Here is a 19,682-nt window from a genome sequence, read left to right on the forward strand (position 1 = left end):
CGCGATCGCCGACCATTGCTCATCGCTCAGCCAGAACAGTACCGACATGCGCAAGCCCCTGATGCCCAAGGGGCAGCGAATCACAACCGGCCGGGCCACTCAAAGCGGTAATCGAGTTCCGAGCCTAGGGCGCCCGCCAAAAATCCTTTCCCGTTACCTCGGCCGATGCTTTCCTCCCGGGCAAGAAACCACCCGGGAGGACAATCATGCGTCGCCGCAGCCTGCTGCCGGCCCTCGCCATGCTGCCGCTTGCGGCACGGGCGCAGGGCTTCGCCGAACGGCCGGTCAGCCTCGTCACCGGCTATTCGCCGGGCGGCTCCACCGACATTGCGGCGCGCATGCTGTCGGATCGCTTCGCGGCGCATCTCGGCGCCGGGTCGCGCGTCGTCGTGGAGAACCGGCCCGGCGCGGCCGGGGCGGTTGCCAGCGAATGGCTGCGGCGGCAGCCGGCGGATGGCTTCACCCTGCTGCTGGCCGAGACCGGGTCCCATGCCATCGCGCCCAATGCCATCGCCAATTGGAATCGCTACGACCCGGTGAGCGACTTCACCCATCTCGGCATCATCGGCGCGCCGCCGTTGATTCTGGTGGTGAACAACCGCTTCCCCGGCCGCAACGCCGCCGGGACGGTGGAGGCGCTGCGCCGTGCCCCGCCCGAGAGCATCACCTATGCCACCTCCGGCGTCGGCGGCGTGCTGCATCTGGCCGCCGAGTTGCTCGGCCAGCACCTCGGTACCCGCTTCGTGCACGTGCCCTACCGCAGTGGCGCGCAGATGCTGCAGTCGATCCACACCGGGGAAGCCCAATTCGGCATCGCCGCCCTGGCCTCGGCCAACCAGATGGTGCGGGACGGCATGGTGCGGGGCGTCGCCGTCACCGGCCAGCGGCGCTTCCCGACCTATCCTGATACGCCGACCCTGAACGAGAGCGGGGTGCGCGGCTTCGAATTCGACACCTGGTTCATCCTGGTCGGCCCGCCCGGCATGCCGGTGCCGATTGCCAGCGCCATCAACCGCGCCCTGGTCGCCAGCCTGCACGAGGACCCGCTGCGCGACCGGCTGATGGCCGCCGGCCACGATGCCTGGCGCGCCCCGAACGGGCTGGAGGAGGCAAGGGCCTTCATCATCCGCGAGCAGGCGAAATACCGCGACGTGGTCGCCCGCACCGGCGTCCGGCTGGAGGGCTGAGCATGCGCCGATGAGGCTGCATCAGGGCCTAGGGCCGCTCCACCCTGCCGCGCCGATGCAGATCGGCCCGGCTTCAGGGCCCGGGCTCGGCAGCCTCCGCCACCTGCAATGCGGGCCGCGCATAGCGATGGGCATTTGAGGCGCCTTCGTTCCGGCCTTTCCAAACGAAGATCAGATTATGCTCGAAGCTGATGCGGGTGATGTTGCGGGCGAGCGCCAACCGGCGCAAGTCGAGCTCATCATGCGAGAGGAATTCCGAGTAATTCAGGTATTTCGCAAGCTCGACGAATTCGCCCACGCAGGTGCCGGCAAATGCGGGATCATGGACGTGCCGTCCGCCCCATGATGGGCCACCGTGCTCACTTGGCCAGTAGGAGGTCTGAACGTCCTCGATGACGTACACCCCGCCATCCTTCAGGTACGGAAACAGCCGCTCGAATGAGAACAGCTGATGTGCGTTAATGTGCGACCCATCGTCAATGATGACGTCAAAAGGGCCTTCCTTCCGGGCCACAGCCTCGAGGTCGCCGGCGGAACTCTGGTCGCCCTGATAGATGCGGGTCTTTGCTCCCGCCATGCCGAATTTCGGTTCGATATCCATACCGATAGTGGTGGCGAAGGGGAAATAACACCGCCATGCCAGCAGGGATGCGCCGCTGAGTAGGCCGATCTCCAGCAGGGTGATGCGCCGGAACCGCAGCTTGCGGAAGGCTGCGGCATAGGCGGCGCCGTAGGAATGCTCGTTCGGCAGTTGCTTGTCCGAGCCAAAGATCGTGAAGATACGCTCCAGCGGCAGGGCCAGCACCGACAGGCATCCCGCGATGACATAGCGGTCCCGATAGGTGGTGCGCTGCTTCTTGTTGGTACGCGGTGTCGCAAGCCTGGCCAAGGTGCCAATCATCGCTGGTGTTTCCCGTACCGCTTCTGCATGGAAGAATTTCGTAGCGCCTTAATGCACTTTTTATAATCATATAGCAATATTATGGCCTACGAAGGTCCGGTCCGCGGGCAGATTTCCAGCACGGCTGGACGGCCCTGGCCTTGCCGCGGCTGCGGCGCCTCACAGCCCCGCAGTCAGATGCGGAACGTCTCGATCAGCGTCGCCGCCCGCGGCAGCGCATCCGGGTTGCGCGCCATGGCCCACATCTCCGCCCAGCGCGGGCCGAAGCCGGGCGCGACGCTGCGGCGGAATTTCTCCCGCAGCGCCGCTTCCGGCAGCGGACGGTCGGGGTCGCCGGGGGTGCCGATGACCATGCGCTCCCGCACGCTGCCATCCGCCAGGTGCAGCCGCAGCCGGCAGAGGCGCTCGCCCGGCTGGCGCGCGGTGAACTCCGGCGCTTCCCGCACCGTGACCTTCGCCGCCAGGGCGCGGGTCCGCGGGTCGGCAATGGCCTCCTCGGCGAAGGCCTCGATCCAGGCATGGCCCTTGGTGATGCGCGTCGCCACGGCGAAGGGGATGCTGAAGCGGCCGGCAATGGGCGAGACCGGCGCCCGCTCCGCCAGGGTGGCGGCGGAGGCGAAGGTGGCGACCTCGATCGCCTCGACCTGCTCGGGCCGGATCGGCGCGTCGGCCAGCAGCAGCTCGATCGCCTCCAGCGCACCCTGGGTCTCGCGACAGCAAGCATGCTGCTTCAGGAAGCTCTCCAGGATGAAGGGGCGGTCGGCCGTGGCGGCATAGGCGGCGGCATCGAACGCCTCGCCGATCACCTGGCCGAAGACCACCGCAATGCCGTCCGGTTCGCCAGTGATGCCGGCCTCCACCAGATCCGCCGCCAGCAAGCCGTTCTGCGCCGCCGCCCCGGCATAGACATTGCGCACCGAGCCACCACGGAGCGAGGCGGTGGCGCTGGTGGCAAGACCCAGGCTGGCCGCCACCTCCAGCGTCGCCCGGGTGCGCGCCGCATCCTGCCGGCGCAGCGCGGCGACGGCTGCCGCGGCGCCGATCACCCCCCAGGTGCCATGCGGATGCGCCGCCGGCCGCAGCCGCATGGCATGGCCGACGCGTGAGCCGGCGTGGTAGCCGGCGATCACCGCCGAGAGCAGCGCCTCGCCGCTCGGGTCGGCGGCGGCGGCCTCGGCCAAAGCCGGGGCAACGGCATGGATCGCCGGATGACCGCCGGCAGCGTAATTGCCCTCATCCAATTCCACGGCGGTGCCGGCCAGCCCGGTGATGAAGGCGGCCATCGGCGGCGGCGCTGCGGCGGCGGTGCCGATCAGCGGCACGCCGCCGGTGGCGTGGCGGACAACCAAGGCGGCGACGCTCGCCTCCCGATGGCCGGCGAGGATGGCGCCGAGGGTATCGGCGAAGACGAGGGCGGCGTGGTCACGGAGCGCATCGGGCATGCGGGGAGTGTGCCGAGGCGGTGGGGCAGCGGCTAGTGGTGTCTCCGGGCGTGGCCACGCCCCCGCCTCACCTTCGGCGTTCACTTGCGCTATCCTCGGCACCCGATCCGGAATCCCGCCCCTGCCCTCTACCTCCCGCATCGCCTCCCTCGCCTTGCTGCTGCCTTTCCTGCGGCCCTATCGAGGCCGGGTTGTCCTGGCCGGGCTGGCGTTGCTGGTCGCCGCCGGGCTGATGCTCTCGCTCGGCCAGGGGCTGCGGCACCTGATCGATGCCGGCTTCGCCAGTGCCAGCGCCGAACGGCTGGACAGCGCCGCCCTGGCGATGTTCGGCCTCGTCGCCGGGCTCGGCGTCGCCTCCTGCAGCCGCTATTGGCTGGTGACCTGGCTGGGCGAGCGGGTTGCCGCAGACCTGCGGCGCCGGGTCTTCGACCATCTGCTGAGCCTCTCGCCGGCCTGGTTCGAGACGGCGCGGACCGGCGACATCCTCTCCCGCCTGAGCGCCGATGTGGCGCTGCTGCAGGCGCTGATCGGCGCCGCGGTGTCGCAGGGGCTGCGCAACGCGCTGATGCTGGTCGGCGCCTTCGCCATGCTGCTGGTGACCAGCCTGAAGCTGGCCGGGCTGGTCGCCGTGGTGGTGCCGCTGGTGGTGCTGCCGCTGGTGGTCTTCGGCCGGCGGGAGAAGCGGCTGAGCCGCACGGTGCAGGAGCGCGTCGCCGACCTCGGGGTGACGGCGGAGGAGGTGATCCATGGCCTCCGCACGGTCCAGGCCTTCACCCGGGAGCCGGAGGAGCGGCGGCGCTATGCCGCCCAGGCCGAGGCTTCGGTGGTGGCGGCGCAGCGCCGCATCGGCAGCCGGGCGATGCTGATCCTGGCGGTGATCCTGCTCGGCTTCGGCGCCATCACCTTCGCCCTCTGGGTCGGCGGGCGGGACGTGCTGGCGGGGCGGATGAGTGGCGGGGAGCTGTCCGCCTTCGTGCTCTATGCCGTGCTGATGGCCAGTTCCGGCGCCCAGCTCAGCGAGGTCTGGGGCGAGATCCAGCGCGCCGCCGGCGCGGCGGAGCGGCTGGTGGAGCTGCTGCGGGTCCACCCCGGCATCACCGCCCCGGCATGCCCAACCTTGCTGCCCGCCCCGACCCGAGGCCGGATCCGGTTCGAGGATGTCAGCTTCCGCTACCCGACGCGGCCCGAGCCGCCGGCGCTGGAGGGCTTCAGCCTGACGGTCGAGCCGGGCGAGACGGTGGCGCTGGTCGGCCCTTCCGGCGCCGGCAAGACCACGGTGCTGCAGCTGCTGCTGCGCTTTTACGACCCGCAGTCGGGGCGCATCACGCTGGATGGTGCCGACATCGCTGCGGTGGATCCGGCGGCGCTGCGGGCGCGGCTGGGGCTGGTGCCGCAGGATCCGGTGATCTTCACCGCCAGCGCCGCCGACAACATCCGCTTCGGCCGACCGGAGGCGACCGAGGTCGAGGTCGTGGCCGCCGCCCGCGCCGCCGCCGCGGATGGCTTCCTGGCGGCGTTGCCGCAGGGCTATGCCAGCTTCCTCGGCACCAAGGGGGTGATGCTCTCGGGCGGCCAGCGGCAGCGGGTGGCGATCGCCCGCGCGATCCTGCGCGACCCGGCGGTGCTGCTGCTGGACGAGGCGACCAGCGCCCTGGATGCCGAAAGCGAGCAGGCGGTGCAGCAGGCGCTGGAACGGCTGGCGCGCGGTCGCACCACGCTGGTGGTGGCGCACCGCCTGGCCACCGTCCGCCGCGCCGACCGCATCGTGGTGATGGAGGCGGGGCGGATCGTCGCCATTGGCACGCATGAGGCGCTGGTGCGGGAAGGCGGGCTCTATGGCCGGCTGGCGGCGCTGCAATTCGGCCTCAGCGACGCGGCAGCCGGCTGAGCGAAGCTGCTGGCGCCGTGGTGCGGCGCGTGGAACCATATCGGCAGGAGCACCGCCGATGCCGACCGCCTATTTCCTCAACGGGCCGAATGTCAACCTCTACGGACTGGACCGCTCCGGCACCTATGGAAGCTGGAGCTTCCCGGCGATCCGCGCCCGCTGCCTCGCCGCCGCCGAGCGTGCCGGGCTGGTGCTGGAATGCCGCCAGACCAATGACGAGGGCCAGCTCATCGACTGGCTCCAGGAGGCGAGGGAAAGGGCGGATGGCGTGCTGATCAACGCCGCCGGCCTCTCCTACACCTCCATCGCGGTGATGGATGCGCTGCTGATGATCGATGGCCCGGTGCTGGAGGTCCACATGAGCAATATTCACCGGCGCGAGGCCTTCCGGCACGCCACCTTCATCAGCCGCGCGGCGACCGCGACGATCTGCGGGCTCGGTCCGCTGGGCTACGAACTGGCGATCGGCGCCATGGCGGAGCTCATCGCCGCCGGGGCGCGCCGCTGATGGTTGCGGTCGCCTTCCGGAGCAGCCCGTCGCGCCCCGTCGCGATCCGCTCTGCAGCGGATTGCGTTCATGCCTGAACGAGAGCGGATGCACGCTCCGGGGCATTCGCGCCGCTCCGCGATCACACCTCTACCAGACCACGGAATAACAGGGCGGTGCACTCCTGTTTTCGTCATGCGCGGGCTTGACCCGTGCATCCGGATCCTTAGAAAAAATCAGTTGGTTGGAAACGGCCGGTCAGGCCGGGCCGCGACGAGGAGGTGGCTGTCACGAGCGTGGCCTGCGCTTCTCCGCAGCCTGCTAGGCCGGCGCCTTGATCAGCGCCATTAGCTCCCGCCGCGTATTCGCATCATCGCGGAAGGCGCCCAGCATGCGGCTGGTGACCATCGACGCGCCGTGCTGGTGCACGCCGCGGGTGGTCATGCATTGGTGCTCGCTCTCGATCACCACGCCGACCCCCTTCGGCTTCAGCACCGCCTCGATGGTATTGGCGATCTGGGCCGTCAGCTTCTCCTGGATCTGCAAGCGCTTGGCATAGGCGTGCACCACCCGGGCCAACTTGCTGATGCCGACGACGCGATGCGCCGGCAGGTAGGCGACATGCGCGACCCCGATGATCGGCACCATATGGTGCTCGCAATAGCTCTCCAGCCGAATGTTCTTCAGCAGGACGATCTCGTCATAGCCCTCGGTCTCGGCGAAGGTACGTTCCAGCAACGCGACCGGGTCGATGGCGTAGCCGGCGAAGAATTCCTCATAGGCGCGGGCGACGCGGGCGGGCGTGTCGTGCAGCCCCTCGCGCGCCGGGTCGTCGCCGGCCCAGCGGATCAGGGTGCGGATGGCGGCCTCGGCCTCGGCACGACTGGGTCGTTCGACGTGCGACATGGCAATTCTCCTTGCGGGCTCAACGCCGTTGCAAGGCTGGCGTTCGGCCGCCGCCTCTGCGAACGGCCGGTCGGGGGCGAAGGCTGGGCAGGTCTCGGCCGAGCCGACCGGCGCCAGGCTGCACCTGGTGCAGGATGCGGTAGCCGGCCCCCGCCGTAGTGGTCGCGGCCCGGATCAACCACAGCGCCATGGTTGGCGGCGCGGCACAGCGGCCGCAGCAGAACCGCCCTAACGCCCGGCCAGCGCGTGCAGCTCGCCGGCGATGTCCTCCAGATCCTCCAGCACCGCGCGCAGGCTGGCGGCGCCTGACTCCGGCGGCTCGTGCAGCGCCAGCTCGGCGTCCTCCAGCCCGCCTTCCCGCAGCAGCCGCTGCACGCCCTTGATGGTGTAGCCCTGGGTGTAGAGCAGGTCGGAGATGCGCCGCAGCAGGGCGATATCCTCCGGCCGGTAGTAGCGCCGGCCGCCGCCGCGCTTCAGCGGCTTGAGCTGGGGGAATTTCGTCTCCCAGAAGCGCAGCACATGCTGCGGGATCTGCAGGTCGTCGGCGACCTCGGAGATGGTCCGGAAGGCGGTTGGCGCCTTCTGCGCCCGTGGGCGGCCGTCCGTACCAGGATCACTCACGGCAATCGCTCATTGGTCCTGCTCACCGCGCGGCACCGGCTGGCCGTTGATCCGCGCCCTCAGCACCTGGGAGGGGCGGAAGGACAGTACCTTGCGCGGCAGGATCGGCACCTCGATGCCGGTCTTCGGATTGCGGCCGACCCGCTGGCCCTTCTGCCGCACCATGAAAGTGCCGAAGGCGGAGATCTTCACCGCCTCGCCGGCCTCGAGGGTGGCGGCGACGCGCTCCAGCACCGTCTCCAGCAAGGCGGAGGATTCATTGCGCGACAGCCCGACCTGGGAATAGATCGCCTCGGCCAGGTTGGCCCGCGTCAACGTGTTCATGGTCTGAGCCCGGTCCTGCAAGTCATTCTGGCAGCTAGGAAACCGGTATCCGCCGCGGCCGTCAACCTCGGTGGTGAAAATGCCTCGGGAACGGGCGCTCAGAAACGTGCCAGGGTGGCACCCCAGGTCAGGCCGCCGCCGATCGCCTCCATCACCACCAGGTCGCCGCGCTCGATCAGCCCGCGGGCCGAGGCATCGGCCAGCGCCAGCGGGATGGAAGCGGCGGAGGTGTTGGCGTGGCGGTCCACCGTCACCACCACCCGGTCCTTCGGCAGGCCAAGCTTCCTGCCCATGGCGTCGATGATGCGAAGGTTGGCCTGGTGCGGCACCAGCCAACGGATATCAGACTGCGCCAGCCCATTCGCCGTCAGCGCCTGATCGACCACGGCGGCGAGCTTGGAGACGGCATGGCGGAACACCTCCCGCCCTGCCATCCGCAGCAGGCCGGTGCCGCCGGTGCTGCCGGCGCCACCCTCGATGTGCAGGATATCGGCGAATCGCCCGTCGGAATGCATGTGGGTGGAAAGGATGCCGCGGTCGGTGGCATCACCCGCGCCTTCCCCGGCCGTCAGCACCACCGCCCCGGCGCCATCGCCGAACAGCACGCAGGTGCCGCGGTCGGTCCAGTCGAGGATGCGGGAATAGGTCTCGGCGCCGATTACCAGGGCGCAGCGCGCCTGGCCGGTGCGGATCAGCGCATCCGCGGCGCCGAGGGCGTAGATGAAGCCGGTGCAGGCGGCCGCCAGGTCGAAGGCGAAGCCCGGCCCGGCGCCGATGGCGGCCTGGACCCGCACCGCCGTGGCCGGGAAGGCGCTGTCCGGCGTCGCGGTGGCGACGATGACGCAATCGACCGCCGCGGCCGGAATGCCGGCGCGTTCCAGCGCCTGAAGCGCCGCCGCGGCGCCCATGGAGGAAGCGGTCTCGCCCGGCGCGGCGATGTGGCGCTGGCGAATGCCGGTGCGCTCGGTGATCCAGGCGTCGGAGGTCTCGATGCCGAATTCGGCTGCCAACTGGTCGTTGCGCACCACCCGTTCCGGCAGGTAGCCGCCACAGCCGGCAATCAGGGAGCGGATGGTCATGGCACGTTCCGGGATTCAGCGGCCAGAGGGTTAACGCGGCGCGGTTGCGGGCACCGGCACCCGCGCCGGGGTGGAGAGCATGGACAGGCCCTCGCGGATGCGGTCGTTGAAGCGGTGGGTCACCATGTCCATCGCCACATCGACGGCATGGGCGAAGCCGGTGGCGTCGGTGCCGCCATGCGACTTCACCACCACGCCGTTCAGGCCGAGCAGGATGGCACCGTTGTAGCGGCGCGGGTCCATCCATTCGCGCAGCCGGTCGAGCGCCGGGCGGGCCAGCAGGTAGCCCATCCGCGCCGGGACGCTGCTGGTGAAGACCTGGCGCAGCAGGTCGCGCATCAGCTTAAGCGCGCCCTCCCCGGTCTTCAGCGCGACATTCCCGGTGAAGCCGTCGGTGACCACCACGTCGACGGTACCGGCGGCGATGTCATGGCCTTCGATGAAGCCGTGGAAATTCGGCCCGATATGGCTTTCGCGGAGCACCTCGGCGGCTTGGCGCACCCGCTCATCGCCCTTCAGCTCCTCGGAGCCGACGTTGAGCAGGCCGAAGCTCGGCGCGGTCAGGCCGAGCACGGCGCGGGCGAAGGTGTCCCCCATGACGGCGAATTCCACCAAGTTGCGGGCATCGCACTGCACATTGGCGCCGAGGTCGAGCATCACCACATCGCCGCGTGCCGAGGGGGTGATGGCCGCGAGCGCCGGCCGGTCGATCTCCGGCAGCGTCTTCACCACGATCTTCGCCAACGCCATCAGCGCACCGGTGTTCCCGGCTGAGACCACGCCGCTCGCCTCGCCACTGGCCACGGCGTCGATCGCCAGGCGCATGGAACTGTTGCGGCCCTGGCGCAGCGCCGCGGTTGGCTTCATCTCCGCCGAGATGACGCCGGGCGCGTGCCGCAACATGCAGAGCTTCGCCGCGCGCGGCCGCCGCGCGAGCATCGCACCGATCCTGGCCTCATCACCGATCAGCAGGAAGCGGGCCTTTGGATGCCGCTCGGCAGCCAATTCCAACCCATCCAGCACGATGTCGGGTGCGTTGTCGCCCCCCATGGCATCGATCGCCAGGGAGAAGGTTTGCGACACGGCTTGCGGGCCTCCGCCAAGCTGCCCCGTGTGGCTCAGGTGCGGACGACGCCCTTGACGGCCTCGGCGGCGATGACCTCGCGGCTGTCGTAGTAGCCGCAGGAGCTGCACACATGGTGCGAGCGCTTCAGCTCACCGCAGTTGGGGCACTCGGCATGGTTCTCGCGCGGGAGCGCCTCATGCGCGCGGCGCATGCCGCGGCGGGAGGGCGAAACCTTCTTCTTCGGAACGGCCATGGTGCCGAGCCTTCCTTTTCAAGCCTTAGCGGGATTCAACGGGAGCGCGGCGCTGTAGCACCCTGCCCCCCGGCACGCAAGTTGCCGTGCTTTCCGCCGCGGTTGCGCGGCCGCAGGTGCCGGTCATTGCGGCCGCCGCAGCGTCGCCAAGGCGGCGAAGGCGCCGGTCTGGCCATCCTGCGCTTCCGGCGGCAATTCCGCGCCCGGAGCCCGGGGATAGGGGTCGAGCGCCAGGGCAAGCTGCTCGGCAACCGCCTCGCCCAGGTCGGCGACGCCATCGGGGCAGGCGATCTCGTCGAGGTCCTCGGGGCCGTCGGCCTCCTCCTGCTCCGGCGGCAGCAGGCGGAAGGCGAGCGACTCCGCCATCTGCTGCTCGACCGGCTCCAGGGTGACGATGCAGGCCTGGGTGACCGTCGCGGTGAAGCGTCCCTCGGCCCGCACCGCGCCGTCCGGCTCCGGCGTGAGCCGCAGTTCCGCGGCCAGGGCGGCGATGCCGAGCAGGTGAAAGCGCCGGCTCAGCGCCTCGCATTCCGCCGGAGTCGCAGTGATCTCCACATGGCGGCCGGCCGGGCCGACCGTGCCGAGCGGCAGGGGGCGGGAGAATTCAGGCTGCATCGGCAGGGCGCTCCGGGGCCGGGAACTGCGCCGTGCCGCGCAGCAGGCTGGCGAAGGGCTGTGCCGCCAGCGCCGCCGCCGCACGCATCGCCTGGGCCGCCAGCGCCCGTGCCCCGGCCGGCGGGTCGCCGCCGGTGGCCTCGGCCCGCCAGACGTTGCGCCGCAGCGCCTCGGCCAGCGCCGTGGCGTCGCCGGCGTCGATCGCCGCCTCATAGGCATGGGCGCGGCCGTGGAAGGCCTCCCACATCCGCTTCATCCGCTTGCCGACGACCATATCGCCGACCCCCATCTCCCGCAGGTTCATGTCCATGTCGGCGAACATGGCGTCGAACACCGCCTGGGCCAACGCCGCGCCGCGCGGGTCAGGGTCGTTGCGCAGCCGGTGGATGACCAGCGCCACATGCAGCCCGACCAGGTCGAACCGGCCATCGAGTGAATCCGGCACGCCGAGGCCACCGAAGAACCAGGGGTCGCGTGCCGCGGCGACAGCCGCGCCATACAGCTCGAAGCCGGCCCGCTCATGCGGCCGGCGGCGGAACAGGGCGAGGAGGCCCATGGGCGGCGGTCCTTCAACTGGCGGCGCGGTTGACCGTGCCGTGGCAAGATGGCATTCGCGGCAGGGCCGGCCCGGGGGGCACCCTCGGACGGCCGGCCAGCTGGAACGAGACATGGATCGCCCCACCCGTACGGTCAACGCAGCGCGAGCCCTGGCACTTGGAGCAATGCTCCTGCTGCCCGGGTGCAGCGTGTTCGATTCGCCCGTCGTCCAGCGCGGCAACCGGGTGACCGATGAGTTGCTGGCGCAGATCACCCCGGGGGTACAGACCCGCCAGGATGTCCAGTCGCTGCTCGGCTCCCCCACCCAGTCGAGCACCTTCGACGACAACAGCTGGTATTATATCAGCAGCAACACCCGGGCCCGGCCGGGCCGGGAGCTGGCGGTGAGCGACCAGCGGACCGTGGTGGTGCAATTCGACGAGCGCGGCGTGGTGCGCGAGGTGAAGACCCTCGGTGCCGAGGATGGCCAGCCGGTGGCGATGGTGGCGCGCGAGACCCCGAGCCCGGGCAATGAGCGGACGCTGCTGCAGGCGTTGTTCGGCAATGTCGGCCGGATCGGCCCGGGCGCCGCGCAGGCCGGAACCGGGCCGGGTACCATGGCACCGGGGCCGGGGCAGATCCGCTAGGGCTTCTCCGCGAAACCGTGTCGCGGCTCTGCGCGGCCTCAGCGATCGGTCCCGATCGGCGCTTCGGTACGCCTGCCGCGGCAAAGCCGCCGGAGGACACCAGAAAGTGTCCGGTACTGATGCCCTCCATGAGGCGGATCGCGGTGGGCCGGGTGCCTCGGCCTGTAGCGATCATCAGCAGATGCGCGGGTCAGGCCCTTGCGCGGCCTTGATGGGTAGGCCGCCGAATCAGAAATGGCTCCAGCCGCCCGCCGGCAGGGTCATCGGCGCCCCGTCCGGGCCCCGCACCTGCACCTCCGGCGGCCCGGCGACGAACCCGCCGATCAGGGTGACGGCGACGCCGGCGGCGGCGGCACGGGCGAGGATCTCGGCCTCCGCCGTGGCCGGCGCGGCGAACAGCAGCTCGTAGTCATCGCCGCCGGTCAGGAGCAGCGGCAGCAGCGCCGGATCGGCTTCGACCAGGGCGCGGGCGGCGGGCGACAGCGGTACTGAATCCGCCTTCAGCACCGCGCCACACCCCCCTGCCCGGCAGAGATGCCCGAGATCCTGGACCAGCCCGTCCGAGACATCCATCGTCGCCCGCGCCACCCCGGCAAGCGCCGAACCCAGCGCCAGGCGCGGCTCCGGCAGCCGGTAGCGCCGCGCCAGATGCCCCGCGGCATCACCCGGCAGCTTGCCCTGCAACACCCGCAGCCCGAGCGCCCCGTCGCCCAGCGTGCCGGAGACCCAGAGCGCATCCCCCGGCCGCGCCCCCTGCCGCCGCAGCGCCGCCCCCGGCGCCACGCTGCCGAGGATGGTCAGCGACAGCGTCATCGGTCCCGGGATGGAAACGGTATCGCCGCCGAGCACCGAGAGCCCGAAGGCTGCCTGATCCGCCGCCAACCCGTCGACGAAACGGCCGAGCCAGGCGTCCGAGGTGCCGGGCGGCAGCGCCGTGGTCATCAGATAGCCGAGCGGCGTCGCCCCCATGGCAGCGAGGTCGGACAGGTTCACCCGCAGCAGCTTGCGGCCGATGGTCTCCGGCGGATCCTCGGCGAGGAAATGCACGCCGGCGACCATCGCATCCGCCGCCAGCACCAGCTGCCGGCCGGGCGGCGGGTCCAGCACCGCCGCGTCATCCTTGAGGTCCAGCGCGGCAGGGCCGGCGAGGCGGCGGAAATGCCGGGCGATCAGGGCGAATTCGCCCGGCAAGCCCATTGGCTCAGGGGCCGGCGCGACGCGGCGCGCCGGCGAATTCCTCCGCCCGCAGGGCGCGCGCCATGGCGTCGAGCACGCCGTTGGCGAAGCGCGGCTCCTCGCCGCCGAAGAAACCATGGGCGATGTCGAGGTACTCGTTGATCACCACCCGGGCGGGCGGCTCCCTGGCCTCCCACAGCTCGGCACAGGCGGCGCGCAGCAGGGCACGCAGAACCGGGTCGAGCTTGGTCAACGGCCATCCGGCGTCCAGATGCCCGGCGATAATGCCGTCCAAGGTCGCGCCATGCTTCGCGGCACGGCGGACGATGGCGGAGAACAGCGGCGCATCCGCCTCCGGCACGCGGCCATCCTCGAAGCCGCCATCGCCGGCGGCGCTGCCGATGCGGTGGCGGAGGAATTGCGCGACAACGGATTCGGCCGGCTCGCCCGTGTGCTCGCTCTGGTAGAGCGCCTGCACCGCCGCGACCCTGGCCCCGGTGCGCGGCCGGCCACGCTGCTGGGGCGCCGGCGCGCCGCCGCGCTGCGGCTTGCCCTTGCCGGGACGCTTCGCGTCGGCGGGCTTCGGCGGCGTCGCGGCTGCGGCTTCCGGCTGTTCCGCCGCGATCTCGGCACGCAGGCGGTCGAGTTCGGGAGTCGCGGATTTCTCGCCGGCCATCACAGGCCCCAGCGCCGCCGCAGCGCCACCTGGCCGAGCAGCGCATGCGCCGCCTCGGCGCCCTTGTTGTGGCGATCCTCGGCGGAGCGCGCCACCGCCTGCTGCAGCGTGTCGACGGTGAGCAGCCCGAAGCCGATGGCGGCGCCGCTGGCGGTGCTGACATCCATCACGCCCTGGCAGACCGCCGAGCAGATGAAATCGTAATGGTCGGTCTCGCCCTTCACCACGCAGCCGAGCAGCAGAAAACCGTCAAAGCCGGTACCGCCCGGCAGCGCACCCTGTGCCAGAGCCATACGCAGCGCCGCCGGCAGCTCGAAGGCGCCGGCGACGTCAACCACCGTCACCTGTGCCCCGGCCTCGCCGAGCACCCGCTCCGCGCCGCGCCGCATGCCGGTGACCACCGCCTCATAGTACGGCGCCTGGATCACCAGCAGCCGCGGCGCCGAGCCTGGGATGGGCTGCGCCACGCGCTCCGGCGCATCAATCGTACTCATTCCCTATCCTTCCGGACCAGCGGCTTCGATTCCAGCACCCTGAGGCCATAGCCTTCGAGGCCAACGATCGGCCGCGGGTTGTTCGACAGCCGCACCATGTCGCGCACGCCGAGATCCGCCAGGATCTGGGCGCCGATCCCATAGTCGCGGATCTCCGGCGGTGCAACGCGACGATCCTTGTTGCGCTTCACCTGCTCGCTCATGTTGGTCAAGCGCCAGTCGCGGATGACGACGACGACGCCGCGCCCGGCCGCGGCGATCATCCGCATCGCATCGTGCAGGTCGCGGGTGCCGGTGCCGGCGATGATGTCGTGCAGCAGGTTGGCGGCGTGCATCCGCACATGCACCGCGCCGGGCGCCGAGACATCACCCTTCACCAGCGCCAGATGCTCGGCGTACTCCAGCGTGTTGGTGTAGACCACCAACTGCCACTCGCCGCCGATCGGGTGGTCGATGTGGCTTTCCTGGATGCGCCGCACCAGCCGTTCGGTCCGCCGGCGATGCGCGATCAGGTCGGCGATGGTGCCGAGCTTCAGCCCATGATGCTGGGCGAAGGCGACGAGATCCGGCATCCGCGCCATGGTGCCGTCGTCGTTCATGATCTCGCAGATCACGCCGGAGGGGTTGAGCCCGGCCAGCCGCGCCAGATCCACCGAGGCCTCGGTATGCCCGGCCCGCACCAGCGTGCCGCCGTCGCGGGCCATCAGCGGAAAGATATGGCCGGGGGTGACGATGTCGTCGCGGCCCATCTCGGGGTTGATCGCCACCGCGATGGTATGGGCACGGTCGGCCGCCGAGATGCCGGTGGTCACCCCCTCCTTCGCCTCGATCGAGACGGTGAAGGCGGTGGCGTGGCGGGTGCCGTTGGCCGCGGCCATCAGCGGCAGGCCGAGCTGTTCCACCCGCGGCCGCCCGAGCGCCAGGCAGATCAGGCCGCGGGCGTATTTGGCCATGAAATTGATCGCGTCCGGCGTGGCGAACTGGCCGGGAATGACGAGGTCGCCCTCGTTCTCGCGGTCCTCGTCATCCACCAGGATGAACATGCGGCCGCGCCGTGCCTCCTCGATCAGCTCCTCGGTCGGGGAGATGAATTCGGCAAAGCTGGCTTTTTGCGGCAGCGAAACAGTCATCGGCGGCATCCTCTACACTACGCTTCGCGCACCGATGGCGCCCGGATCCGCCGCCACCAGCCGCGCTACGTACCGCGCCAGCGTGTCGATCTCGATGTTCACGCGCCCGCCCGGCTGCAGGGTGCCGAAGGTGGTCACGGCCGCGGTGTGCGGGATGATGTTGACCCCGAACACGTCCCCGTCAACCTCGTTCACCGTAAGGGAAACGCCGTCGATGGCGATGGAGCCCTTCTCGGCAACGAAGCGTGACAATCCTGGCGGCAGGCGGAAGCGCCAGCGCACCGAGGCATTCTCCGGCACCGCCGACAGCACCTCGGCCACGCCATCGACATGGCCGGAGACCAGATGCCCGCCCAGCTCGTCGCCGATCCGCAACGAGCGTTCAAGATTGATCCGGCTGCCGGCCCGCAACAGCCCGAGCGTGGTCTTCGACAGGGTTTCGGCCGAGGCATCCACGGCGAACCAGTCGCCGCCGAGCTGCACCGCCGTCAGGCAGCAGCCCGAGCAGGCGATGGAGGCGCCGATGACCGCCGGCTGTGGCTGTGCGAGGAAGGCCGGCGAGGTGCCGATGACGAGGCGCATGTCCTGGCCCTCGCCGATCGGCTGGATCTCACGCACCGTGCCAAGGTCGGTCACGATCCCGGTGAACATTGGTCCGAGGTCTCCTCGTGGACGAGTTCGGTCAGCCAGTCCTGGCCGACGGGGCGGCTCGCCACGCGCCGGAATCTGGGCATGGCGGAAAGCAGGTCCAGCGGCAAGGGCTGCACCGCGGGCAGGCCGTCGCCGCCGATGATGCCGGGGGCGTGGAACCAGGCGAGGCGCTGGACCAGGCCGGCCCTGAGCAACGCGGCCGCCAGCCCGGCCCCCCCCTCGGCCATCACCCGCGTCACCCCGCGCTGCGCCAGCGCGCCGAGCAGCGCCGCCAGATCGAGCCCCCGCCGCTCCCGCCGCACCGTCAATATATCGACGCCGGCGGCCTGGTAGGGAGCCAGGGACGCCGGCTTCTGCCCGGTGCGGGTGGCGATCCAGGTCGGCATCTCCCGCGCCGTCGTCACCAGGCGGGAGGCGATCGGGGTGCGCAGCCGGGAATCGGCGACGACCCGGGCCAGCGGCACCCGGGCCATGCCGGGGATGCGGCAGGTGAGCTCCGGGTCATCGGCCAGCACCGTGCCGCTGCCGACCAGGATGGCGTCGTGGCTGGCGCGGATGGCATGGGCGGCGCGGCGTGCCTCCGGCCCGGTGATCCATTTGCTCTCGCCGGTGGAGGTGGCGATGCGGCCGTCCAGCGTGGTCGCGAGTTTCAGCGTCACCAGAGGCAGGCCACGGGTGATGCGGCGGGCGAAGCCGGCATTGTCGGCCCGGGCCGCGGCGCCGCCGAGGCCGAGTTCCACGATCACCCCGGCATCCCGAAGCCGCTGCAGCCCGCGGCCGTCGACCCGCGGGTCGGGGTCGCCGGTCGCCACCACCACGCGGCGCACGCCGGCGCGGATCAGCGCGTCGCAGCAGGGCGGGGTGCGACCCCAGTGGGAGCAGGGTTCCAGGGTGACATAGGCAGTGGCGCCGCGGGCCGCCTCCCCTGCCCGGGCCAGCGCCTCGGCCTCGGCATGCGGCCGGCCGCCGGGCTGGGTCCAGCCGCGGCCGACCACCTGGCCGTCGCGCACCAGCACGCAGCCGACCGCCGGGTTGGGCCAGGTATTGCCGAGGCCGCGGCGGGCCAGGGCCAGGGCAGCGGCCATATGGGCCGCATCCCCTTCGGGATCGGGACCCGCGTCGGAATCAGCCATGGGGGTCAGCGCTGGGCGAGGAGTCGCATCGGCGGAAAGTGGCGCAGCCAGGGGCCCGGGGAAAGGGGCCGGAGGCTCAGCCCGACTTCAGCCCGCCGAGGAATTCGCGGAAATCCCGCGCCTCGCTGAAATTGCGGTAGACGCTGGCGAAGCGGACATAGGCCACCTCGTCCACCTCCTTCAGCGTCTCCATGACGATCTCGCCGATCTGGCGGGAGGTGACCTCGTTCTCCGCCTCGGTCTCCAGCCGGCGCTGGATGCCGTTGACGATGCGCTCGATCCGGTCCTCGCCGACCGGCCGCTTGCGCAGCGCGACGCGGATGGAGCGGGCGACCTTCTCGCGGTCGAAGGGCACCCTGCGGCCATCGCTCTTCAGCACGGTGATCTCGCGCAGCTGGACCCGCTCGAAGGTGGTGAAGCGGGCGCCGCAACTCGGGCAGGAGCGGCGGCGGCGGATCGCCGCACTGTCCTCGGCCGGGCGGCTGTCCTTCACCTGGGTGTCGTCGCTGCCGCAGTAGGGGCACTTCATAGGCGGTGCCCTCCGGTGGCACGGGTAAGCTCAGGCCCCGCGGCCACCGTGGCGCCGCAGAGCGGGACGGCGCCTATCCTGCCGGGTCAGCCATAAATGGGGAAGCGCTGGCAGAGCGCGAGCACCCTTGCCTTCACGCTCTCCTCCACCGCGGAGTTCGCCGCGGCGTCATTGGCCTTCGCCAGCCCGTCCAGCACCTCGCCGATCAGCCTTCCGACCTCGCGGAACTCGGCATCGCCGAAGCCGCGGGTGGTGCCGGCCGGGGTGCCGAGGCGGACGCCGGAGGTCACCATCGGCTTCTCCGGATCGAAGGGGATTGCGTTCTTGTTGCAGGTGAGGTGCGCCCGGTTCAGCGCGCCCTCGGCCGCCTTGCCGGTCAGCCGCTTCGGCCGCAGGTCGACCAGCAGCAGGTGGTTGTCGGTGCCGCCGGTGACCAGGTCGAGCCCCTGCCCCTTCAGCTCCTCGGCCAGCGCCGCGGCATTGCTGACCACGGCGTGGGCATAGGCGCGGAACTCGGGCTTCAGCGCCTCGGCGAAAGCCACCGCCTTGGCGGCGACCACATGCATCAGCGGGCCGCCCTGCAGCCCGGGGAAGACGGCGCTGCTGATCTTCTTCGCCAGCGCCTCGTCATTGGTGAGAATCATGCCGCCGCGCGGGCCACGCAAGGTCTTGTGCGTGGTGGTGGTGGCGATATGGGCATGCGGGAAGGGCGACGGATGCGCCCCGCCGGCGACGAGGCCGGCGAAATGCGCCATATCGACCATGAACCAGGCGCCGATCTCATCGGCGATGGCGCGGAATTCGGCAAAATCCCAGTGCCGGGCATAGGCGCTGCCGCCGGCGATGATCAGCTTCGGCTTGTTCTCCAGCGCGATCCGGCGGACCTCCGCCATGTCGATCCGCTGATCCTCCCGCCGCACCGTATAGGGCACCGGCTTGAACCACTTGCCGGACAGGTTGGCGAGCGAGCCATGGGTCAGGTGCCCGCCGGCGGCGAGGTCGAGGCCCATGAAGGCATCACCCGGGGCAAGCAGCGCCAGGAACACCGCCTGGTTGGCCTGGGCGCCGGAATGCGGCTGCACATTGGCGAAGCCGCAGGCGAACAGCGTCTTGGCCCGCTCCACCGCCAGGGTCTCGGCGATGTCCACGAATTCGCAACCACCATAGTAGCGGCGACCGGAATAGCCCTCGGCGTATTTGTTGGTCAGCACCGAACCCTGAGCTTCCAACACGGCGCGGGAGACGATGTTCTCGGAGGCGATCAGCTCGATGCCATCCTGCTGCCGGCCGAGCTCCTGGCTGATGGCGGCGGCCAGCTCGGGGTCGGCCTCGGCGACGCCGGCGGCGAAGAAGCGCTCGGGGATACGGTAGGCGGTGGTCGTGTTCATCGGGTCAGCCCTGGTGGCTCGGGGAAAGCTTGTCGAGGCGGCGGGCGTGGCGGCCGCCCTCGAATTCGGTCGCGAGGAAGACCCGCAGTGCGTCCAGCGCCACCTCCGGCCCGATCAGCCGGGCGCCGAAACAGGCGACATTGGCATCGTTATGGGCCCGGGTGAGCCGGGCCTCGGTGGCGCCATGCAGCACCGCGGCGCGGATGCCCGGGTGGCGGTTGGCGGCGATCTGGACGCCGATGCCGGTGCCGCAGACCAGCACGCCGAAGCGCGCCCGCCCGGCTTCGACCTCGGCCGCCACCGCATGGGCGAAATCCGGGTAGTCGACGCTCTCGGTCGAATGGGTGCCGAAATCGATCAGCCCGTGTCCGGCCTCGGCCAGGGCCTGCTGGAGCACGGATTTCAGCGGCAGCCCGGCATGGTCGCCGCCGATGGCAATGGGGAGCGCGGTCATGGGCGCCTGACTACCACGCCGGGGGGCGGACGCGATACCTGAGGGCCTGCGGCCGCCCCGCAACCCGGCCATGCGCGCCGCCCCTTCCGCCCGGGCCC

The 19,682-nt window shown here is 70.8% G+C and carries 22 protein-coding genes and 1 pseudogene; 4 read left to right on the plus strand and 19 right to left on the minus strand.

Going from position 1 to position 19,682, the window contains the following annotated elements; all coding sequences use genetic code 11:
• The first annotated feature begins 206 nt into the window (after window positions 1–206).
• Window positions 207–1,187, plus strand: a complete 981-nt coding sequence (locus H7965_RS18255; protein WP_186772022.1) for a Bug family tripartite tricarboxylate transporter substrate binding protein — start codon at window positions 207–209, stop codon at window positions 1,185–1,187.
• Between the two features lie 73 nt (window positions 1,188–1,260).
• Here H7965_RS18255 and H7965_RS18260 read toward each other — a convergent pair whose 3' ends face one another.
• Window positions 1,261–2,088, minus strand: a complete 828-nt coding sequence (locus tag H7965_RS18260; RefSeq protein ID WP_186772023.1) for a class I SAM-dependent methyltransferase — start codon at window positions 2,086–2,088, stop codon at window positions 1,261–1,263.
• 173 nt (window positions 2,089–2,261) lie between these two features.
• Window positions 2,262–3,530: an MmgE/PrpD family protein gene (locus H7965_RS18265; protein WP_186772024.1), complete on the minus strand. Its 1,269-nt coding sequence runs from the start codon at window positions 3,528–3,530 to the stop codon at window positions 2,262–2,264.
• Between H7965_RS18265 and H7965_RS18270 the strand changes: the two genes are divergently transcribed.
• Window positions 3,529–5,418: an ABC transporter transmembrane domain-containing protein gene (locus H7965_RS18270; RefSeq protein ID WP_186772025.1), complete on the plus strand. Its 1,890-nt coding sequence runs from the start codon at window positions 3,529–3,531 to the stop codon at window positions 5,416–5,418. The genes H7965_RS18265 and H7965_RS18270 overlap by 2 nt on opposite strands.
• Before the next feature lie 58 nt (window positions 5,419–5,476).
• Window positions 5,477–5,926, plus strand: coding sequence for a type II 3-dehydroquinate dehydratase (locus tag H7965_RS18275; RefSeq protein WP_186772026.1), 450 nt, complete (start codon window positions 5,477–5,479; stop codon window positions 5,924–5,926).
• A 300-nt stretch (window positions 5,927–6,226) separates the two neighbouring features.
• On the opposite strand, the gene folE is transcribed toward H7965_RS18275, so the two are convergent.
• The 8 genes and pseudogenes from folE to H7965_RS18315 all read right to left on the minus strand — a co-directional run bounded on the left by folE (window position 6,227) and on the right by H7965_RS18315 (window position 11,325).
• Window positions 6,227–6,811 carry a GTP cyclohydrolase I FolE gene (gene folE, locus H7965_RS18280; protein WP_186772027.1) on the minus strand — a complete coding sequence of 195 codons (585 nt, stop codon included), beginning with the start codon at window positions 6,809–6,811 and terminating at the stop codon, window positions 6,227–6,229.
• A 333-nt stretch (window positions 6,812–7,144) separates the two neighbouring features.
• A pseudogene (locus tag H7965_RS31780) lies at window positions 7,145–7,438 on the minus strand (MerR family transcriptional regulator); the annotation flags it as partial.
• A gap of 3 nt (window positions 7,439–7,441) precedes the next feature.
• The gene (locus tag H7965_RS18290) at window positions 7,442–7,777 is read right to left on the minus strand and encodes an integration host factor subunit alpha (RefSeq protein WP_261394287.1); all 336 of its coding nucleotides are present in this window, start codon (window positions 7,775–7,777) and stop codon (window positions 7,442–7,444) included.
• Window positions 7,778–7,854: 77 nt separating this feature from the next.
• Window positions 7,855–8,835 (minus strand): beta-ketoacyl-ACP synthase III, encoded by a 981-nt coding sequence (locus H7965_RS18295; protein WP_222440695.1) that lies wholly within the window; start codon window positions 8,833–8,835, stop codon window positions 7,855–7,857.
• Window positions 8,836–8,865: 30 nt separating this feature from the next.
• Window positions 8,866–9,918, minus strand: a complete 1,053-nt coding sequence (gene plsX / locus H7965_RS18300) for a phosphate acyltransferase PlsX (RefSeq protein ID WP_186772030.1) — start codon at window positions 9,916–9,918, stop codon at window positions 8,866–8,868.
• A 35-nt stretch (window positions 9,919–9,953) separates the two neighbouring features.
• Entirely contained in the window at window positions 9,954–10,154 is a 201-nt protein-coding gene (gene rpmF, locus H7965_RS18305) for a 50S ribosomal protein L32 (RefSeq protein ID WP_186772031.1), read from the minus strand.
• 123 nt (window positions 10,155–10,277) lie between these two features.
• Window positions 10,278–10,769 carry a YceD family protein gene (locus tag H7965_RS18310; RefSeq protein WP_186772032.1) on the minus strand — a complete coding sequence of 164 codons (492 nt, stop codon included), beginning with the start codon at window positions 10,767–10,769 and terminating at the stop codon, window positions 10,278–10,280.
• Window positions 10,759–11,325 carry a ubiquinol-cytochrome C chaperone family protein gene (locus H7965_RS18315; protein ID WP_186772033.1) on the minus strand — a complete coding sequence of 189 codons (567 nt, stop codon included), beginning with the start codon at window positions 11,323–11,325 and terminating at the stop codon, window positions 10,759–10,761. The genes H7965_RS18310 and H7965_RS18315 overlap by 11 nt, the downstream gene beginning before the upstream one ends.
• 112 nt (window positions 11,326–11,437) lie before the next feature.
• On the opposite strand from H7965_RS18315, the gene H7965_RS18320 reads away from it, so the two are divergent.
• The gene (locus H7965_RS18320) at window positions 11,438–11,953 is read left to right on the plus strand and encodes an outer membrane protein assembly factor BamE (protein WP_186772034.1); all 516 of its coding nucleotides are present in this window, start codon (window positions 11,438–11,440) and stop codon (window positions 11,951–11,953) included.
• Window positions 11,954–12,181: 228 nt separating this feature from the next.
• On the opposite strand, the gene thiL is transcribed toward H7965_RS18320, so the two are convergent.
• From thiL to rpiB, 9 genes are all read right to left on the minus strand, one after another.
• Window positions 12,182–13,150: a thiamine-phosphate kinase gene (gene thiL / locus H7965_RS18325; RefSeq protein ID WP_186772035.1), complete on the minus strand. Its 969-nt coding sequence runs from the start codon at window positions 13,148–13,150 to the stop codon at window positions 12,182–12,184.
• Window positions 13,151–13,154: 4 nt separating this feature from the next.
• On the minus strand, window positions 13,155–13,805 hold the full coding sequence (gene nusB / locus H7965_RS18330; RefSeq protein WP_186772036.1) for a transcription antitermination factor NusB: 651 nt from the start codon (window positions 13,803–13,805) through the stop codon (window positions 13,155–13,157).
• Window positions 13,805–14,299 (minus strand): 6,7-dimethyl-8-ribityllumazine synthase, encoded by a 495-nt coding sequence (gene ribH, locus H7965_RS18335; protein ID WP_186772037.1) that lies wholly within the window; start codon window positions 14,297–14,299, stop codon window positions 13,805–13,807. The genes nusB and ribH overlap by 1 nt, the downstream gene beginning before the upstream one ends.
• Window positions 14,296–15,438 carry a 3,4-dihydroxy-2-butanone-4-phosphate synthase gene (gene ribB, locus H7965_RS18340; protein WP_456308171.1) on the minus strand — a complete coding sequence of 381 codons (1,143 nt, stop codon included), beginning with the start codon at window positions 15,436–15,438 and terminating at the stop codon, window positions 14,296–14,298. Before ribB ends, ribH begins: the two co-directional genes overlap by 4 nt.
• A gap of 3 nt (window positions 15,439–15,441) precedes the next feature.
• Window positions 15,442–16,080, minus strand: coding sequence for a riboflavin synthase (locus H7965_RS18345; protein WP_186772039.1), 639 nt, complete (start codon window positions 16,078–16,080; stop codon window positions 15,442–15,444).
• Window positions 16,062–17,165: a bifunctional diaminohydroxyphosphoribosylaminopyrimidine deaminase/5-amino-6-(5-phosphoribosylamino)uracil reductase RibD gene (gene ribD, locus H7965_RS18350; RefSeq protein ID WP_186772040.1), complete on the minus strand. Its 1,104-nt coding sequence runs from the start codon at window positions 17,163–17,165 to the stop codon at window positions 16,062–16,064. The genes H7965_RS18345 and ribD overlap by 19 nt, the downstream gene beginning before the upstream one ends.
• 124 nt (window positions 17,166–17,289) lie before the next feature.
• On the minus strand, window positions 17,290–17,742 hold the full coding sequence (nrdR, locus tag H7965_RS18355) for a transcriptional regulator NrdR (protein ID WP_186772041.1): 453 nt from the start codon (window positions 17,740–17,742) through the stop codon (window positions 17,290–17,292).
• An 86-nt stretch (window positions 17,743–17,828) separates the two neighbouring features.
• Window positions 17,829–19,130 carry a serine hydroxymethyltransferase gene (gene glyA / locus H7965_RS18360; protein WP_186772042.1) on the minus strand — a complete coding sequence of 434 codons (1,302 nt, stop codon included), beginning with the start codon at window positions 19,128–19,130 and terminating at the stop codon, window positions 17,829–17,831.
• A 4-nt stretch (window positions 19,131–19,134) separates the two neighbouring features.
• Entirely contained in the window at window positions 19,135–19,584 is a 450-nt protein-coding gene (rpiB, locus tag H7965_RS18365; protein WP_186772043.1) for a ribose 5-phosphate isomerase B, read from the minus strand.
• Window positions 19,585–19,682: the final 98 nt, after the last annotated feature.

Source organism: Siccirubricoccus deserti (assembly GCF_014283215.1).
GTDB classification, from domain to species: Bacteria; Pseudomonadota; Alphaproteobacteria; order Acetobacterales; family Acetobacteraceae; genus Siccirubricoccus; species Siccirubricoccus deserti.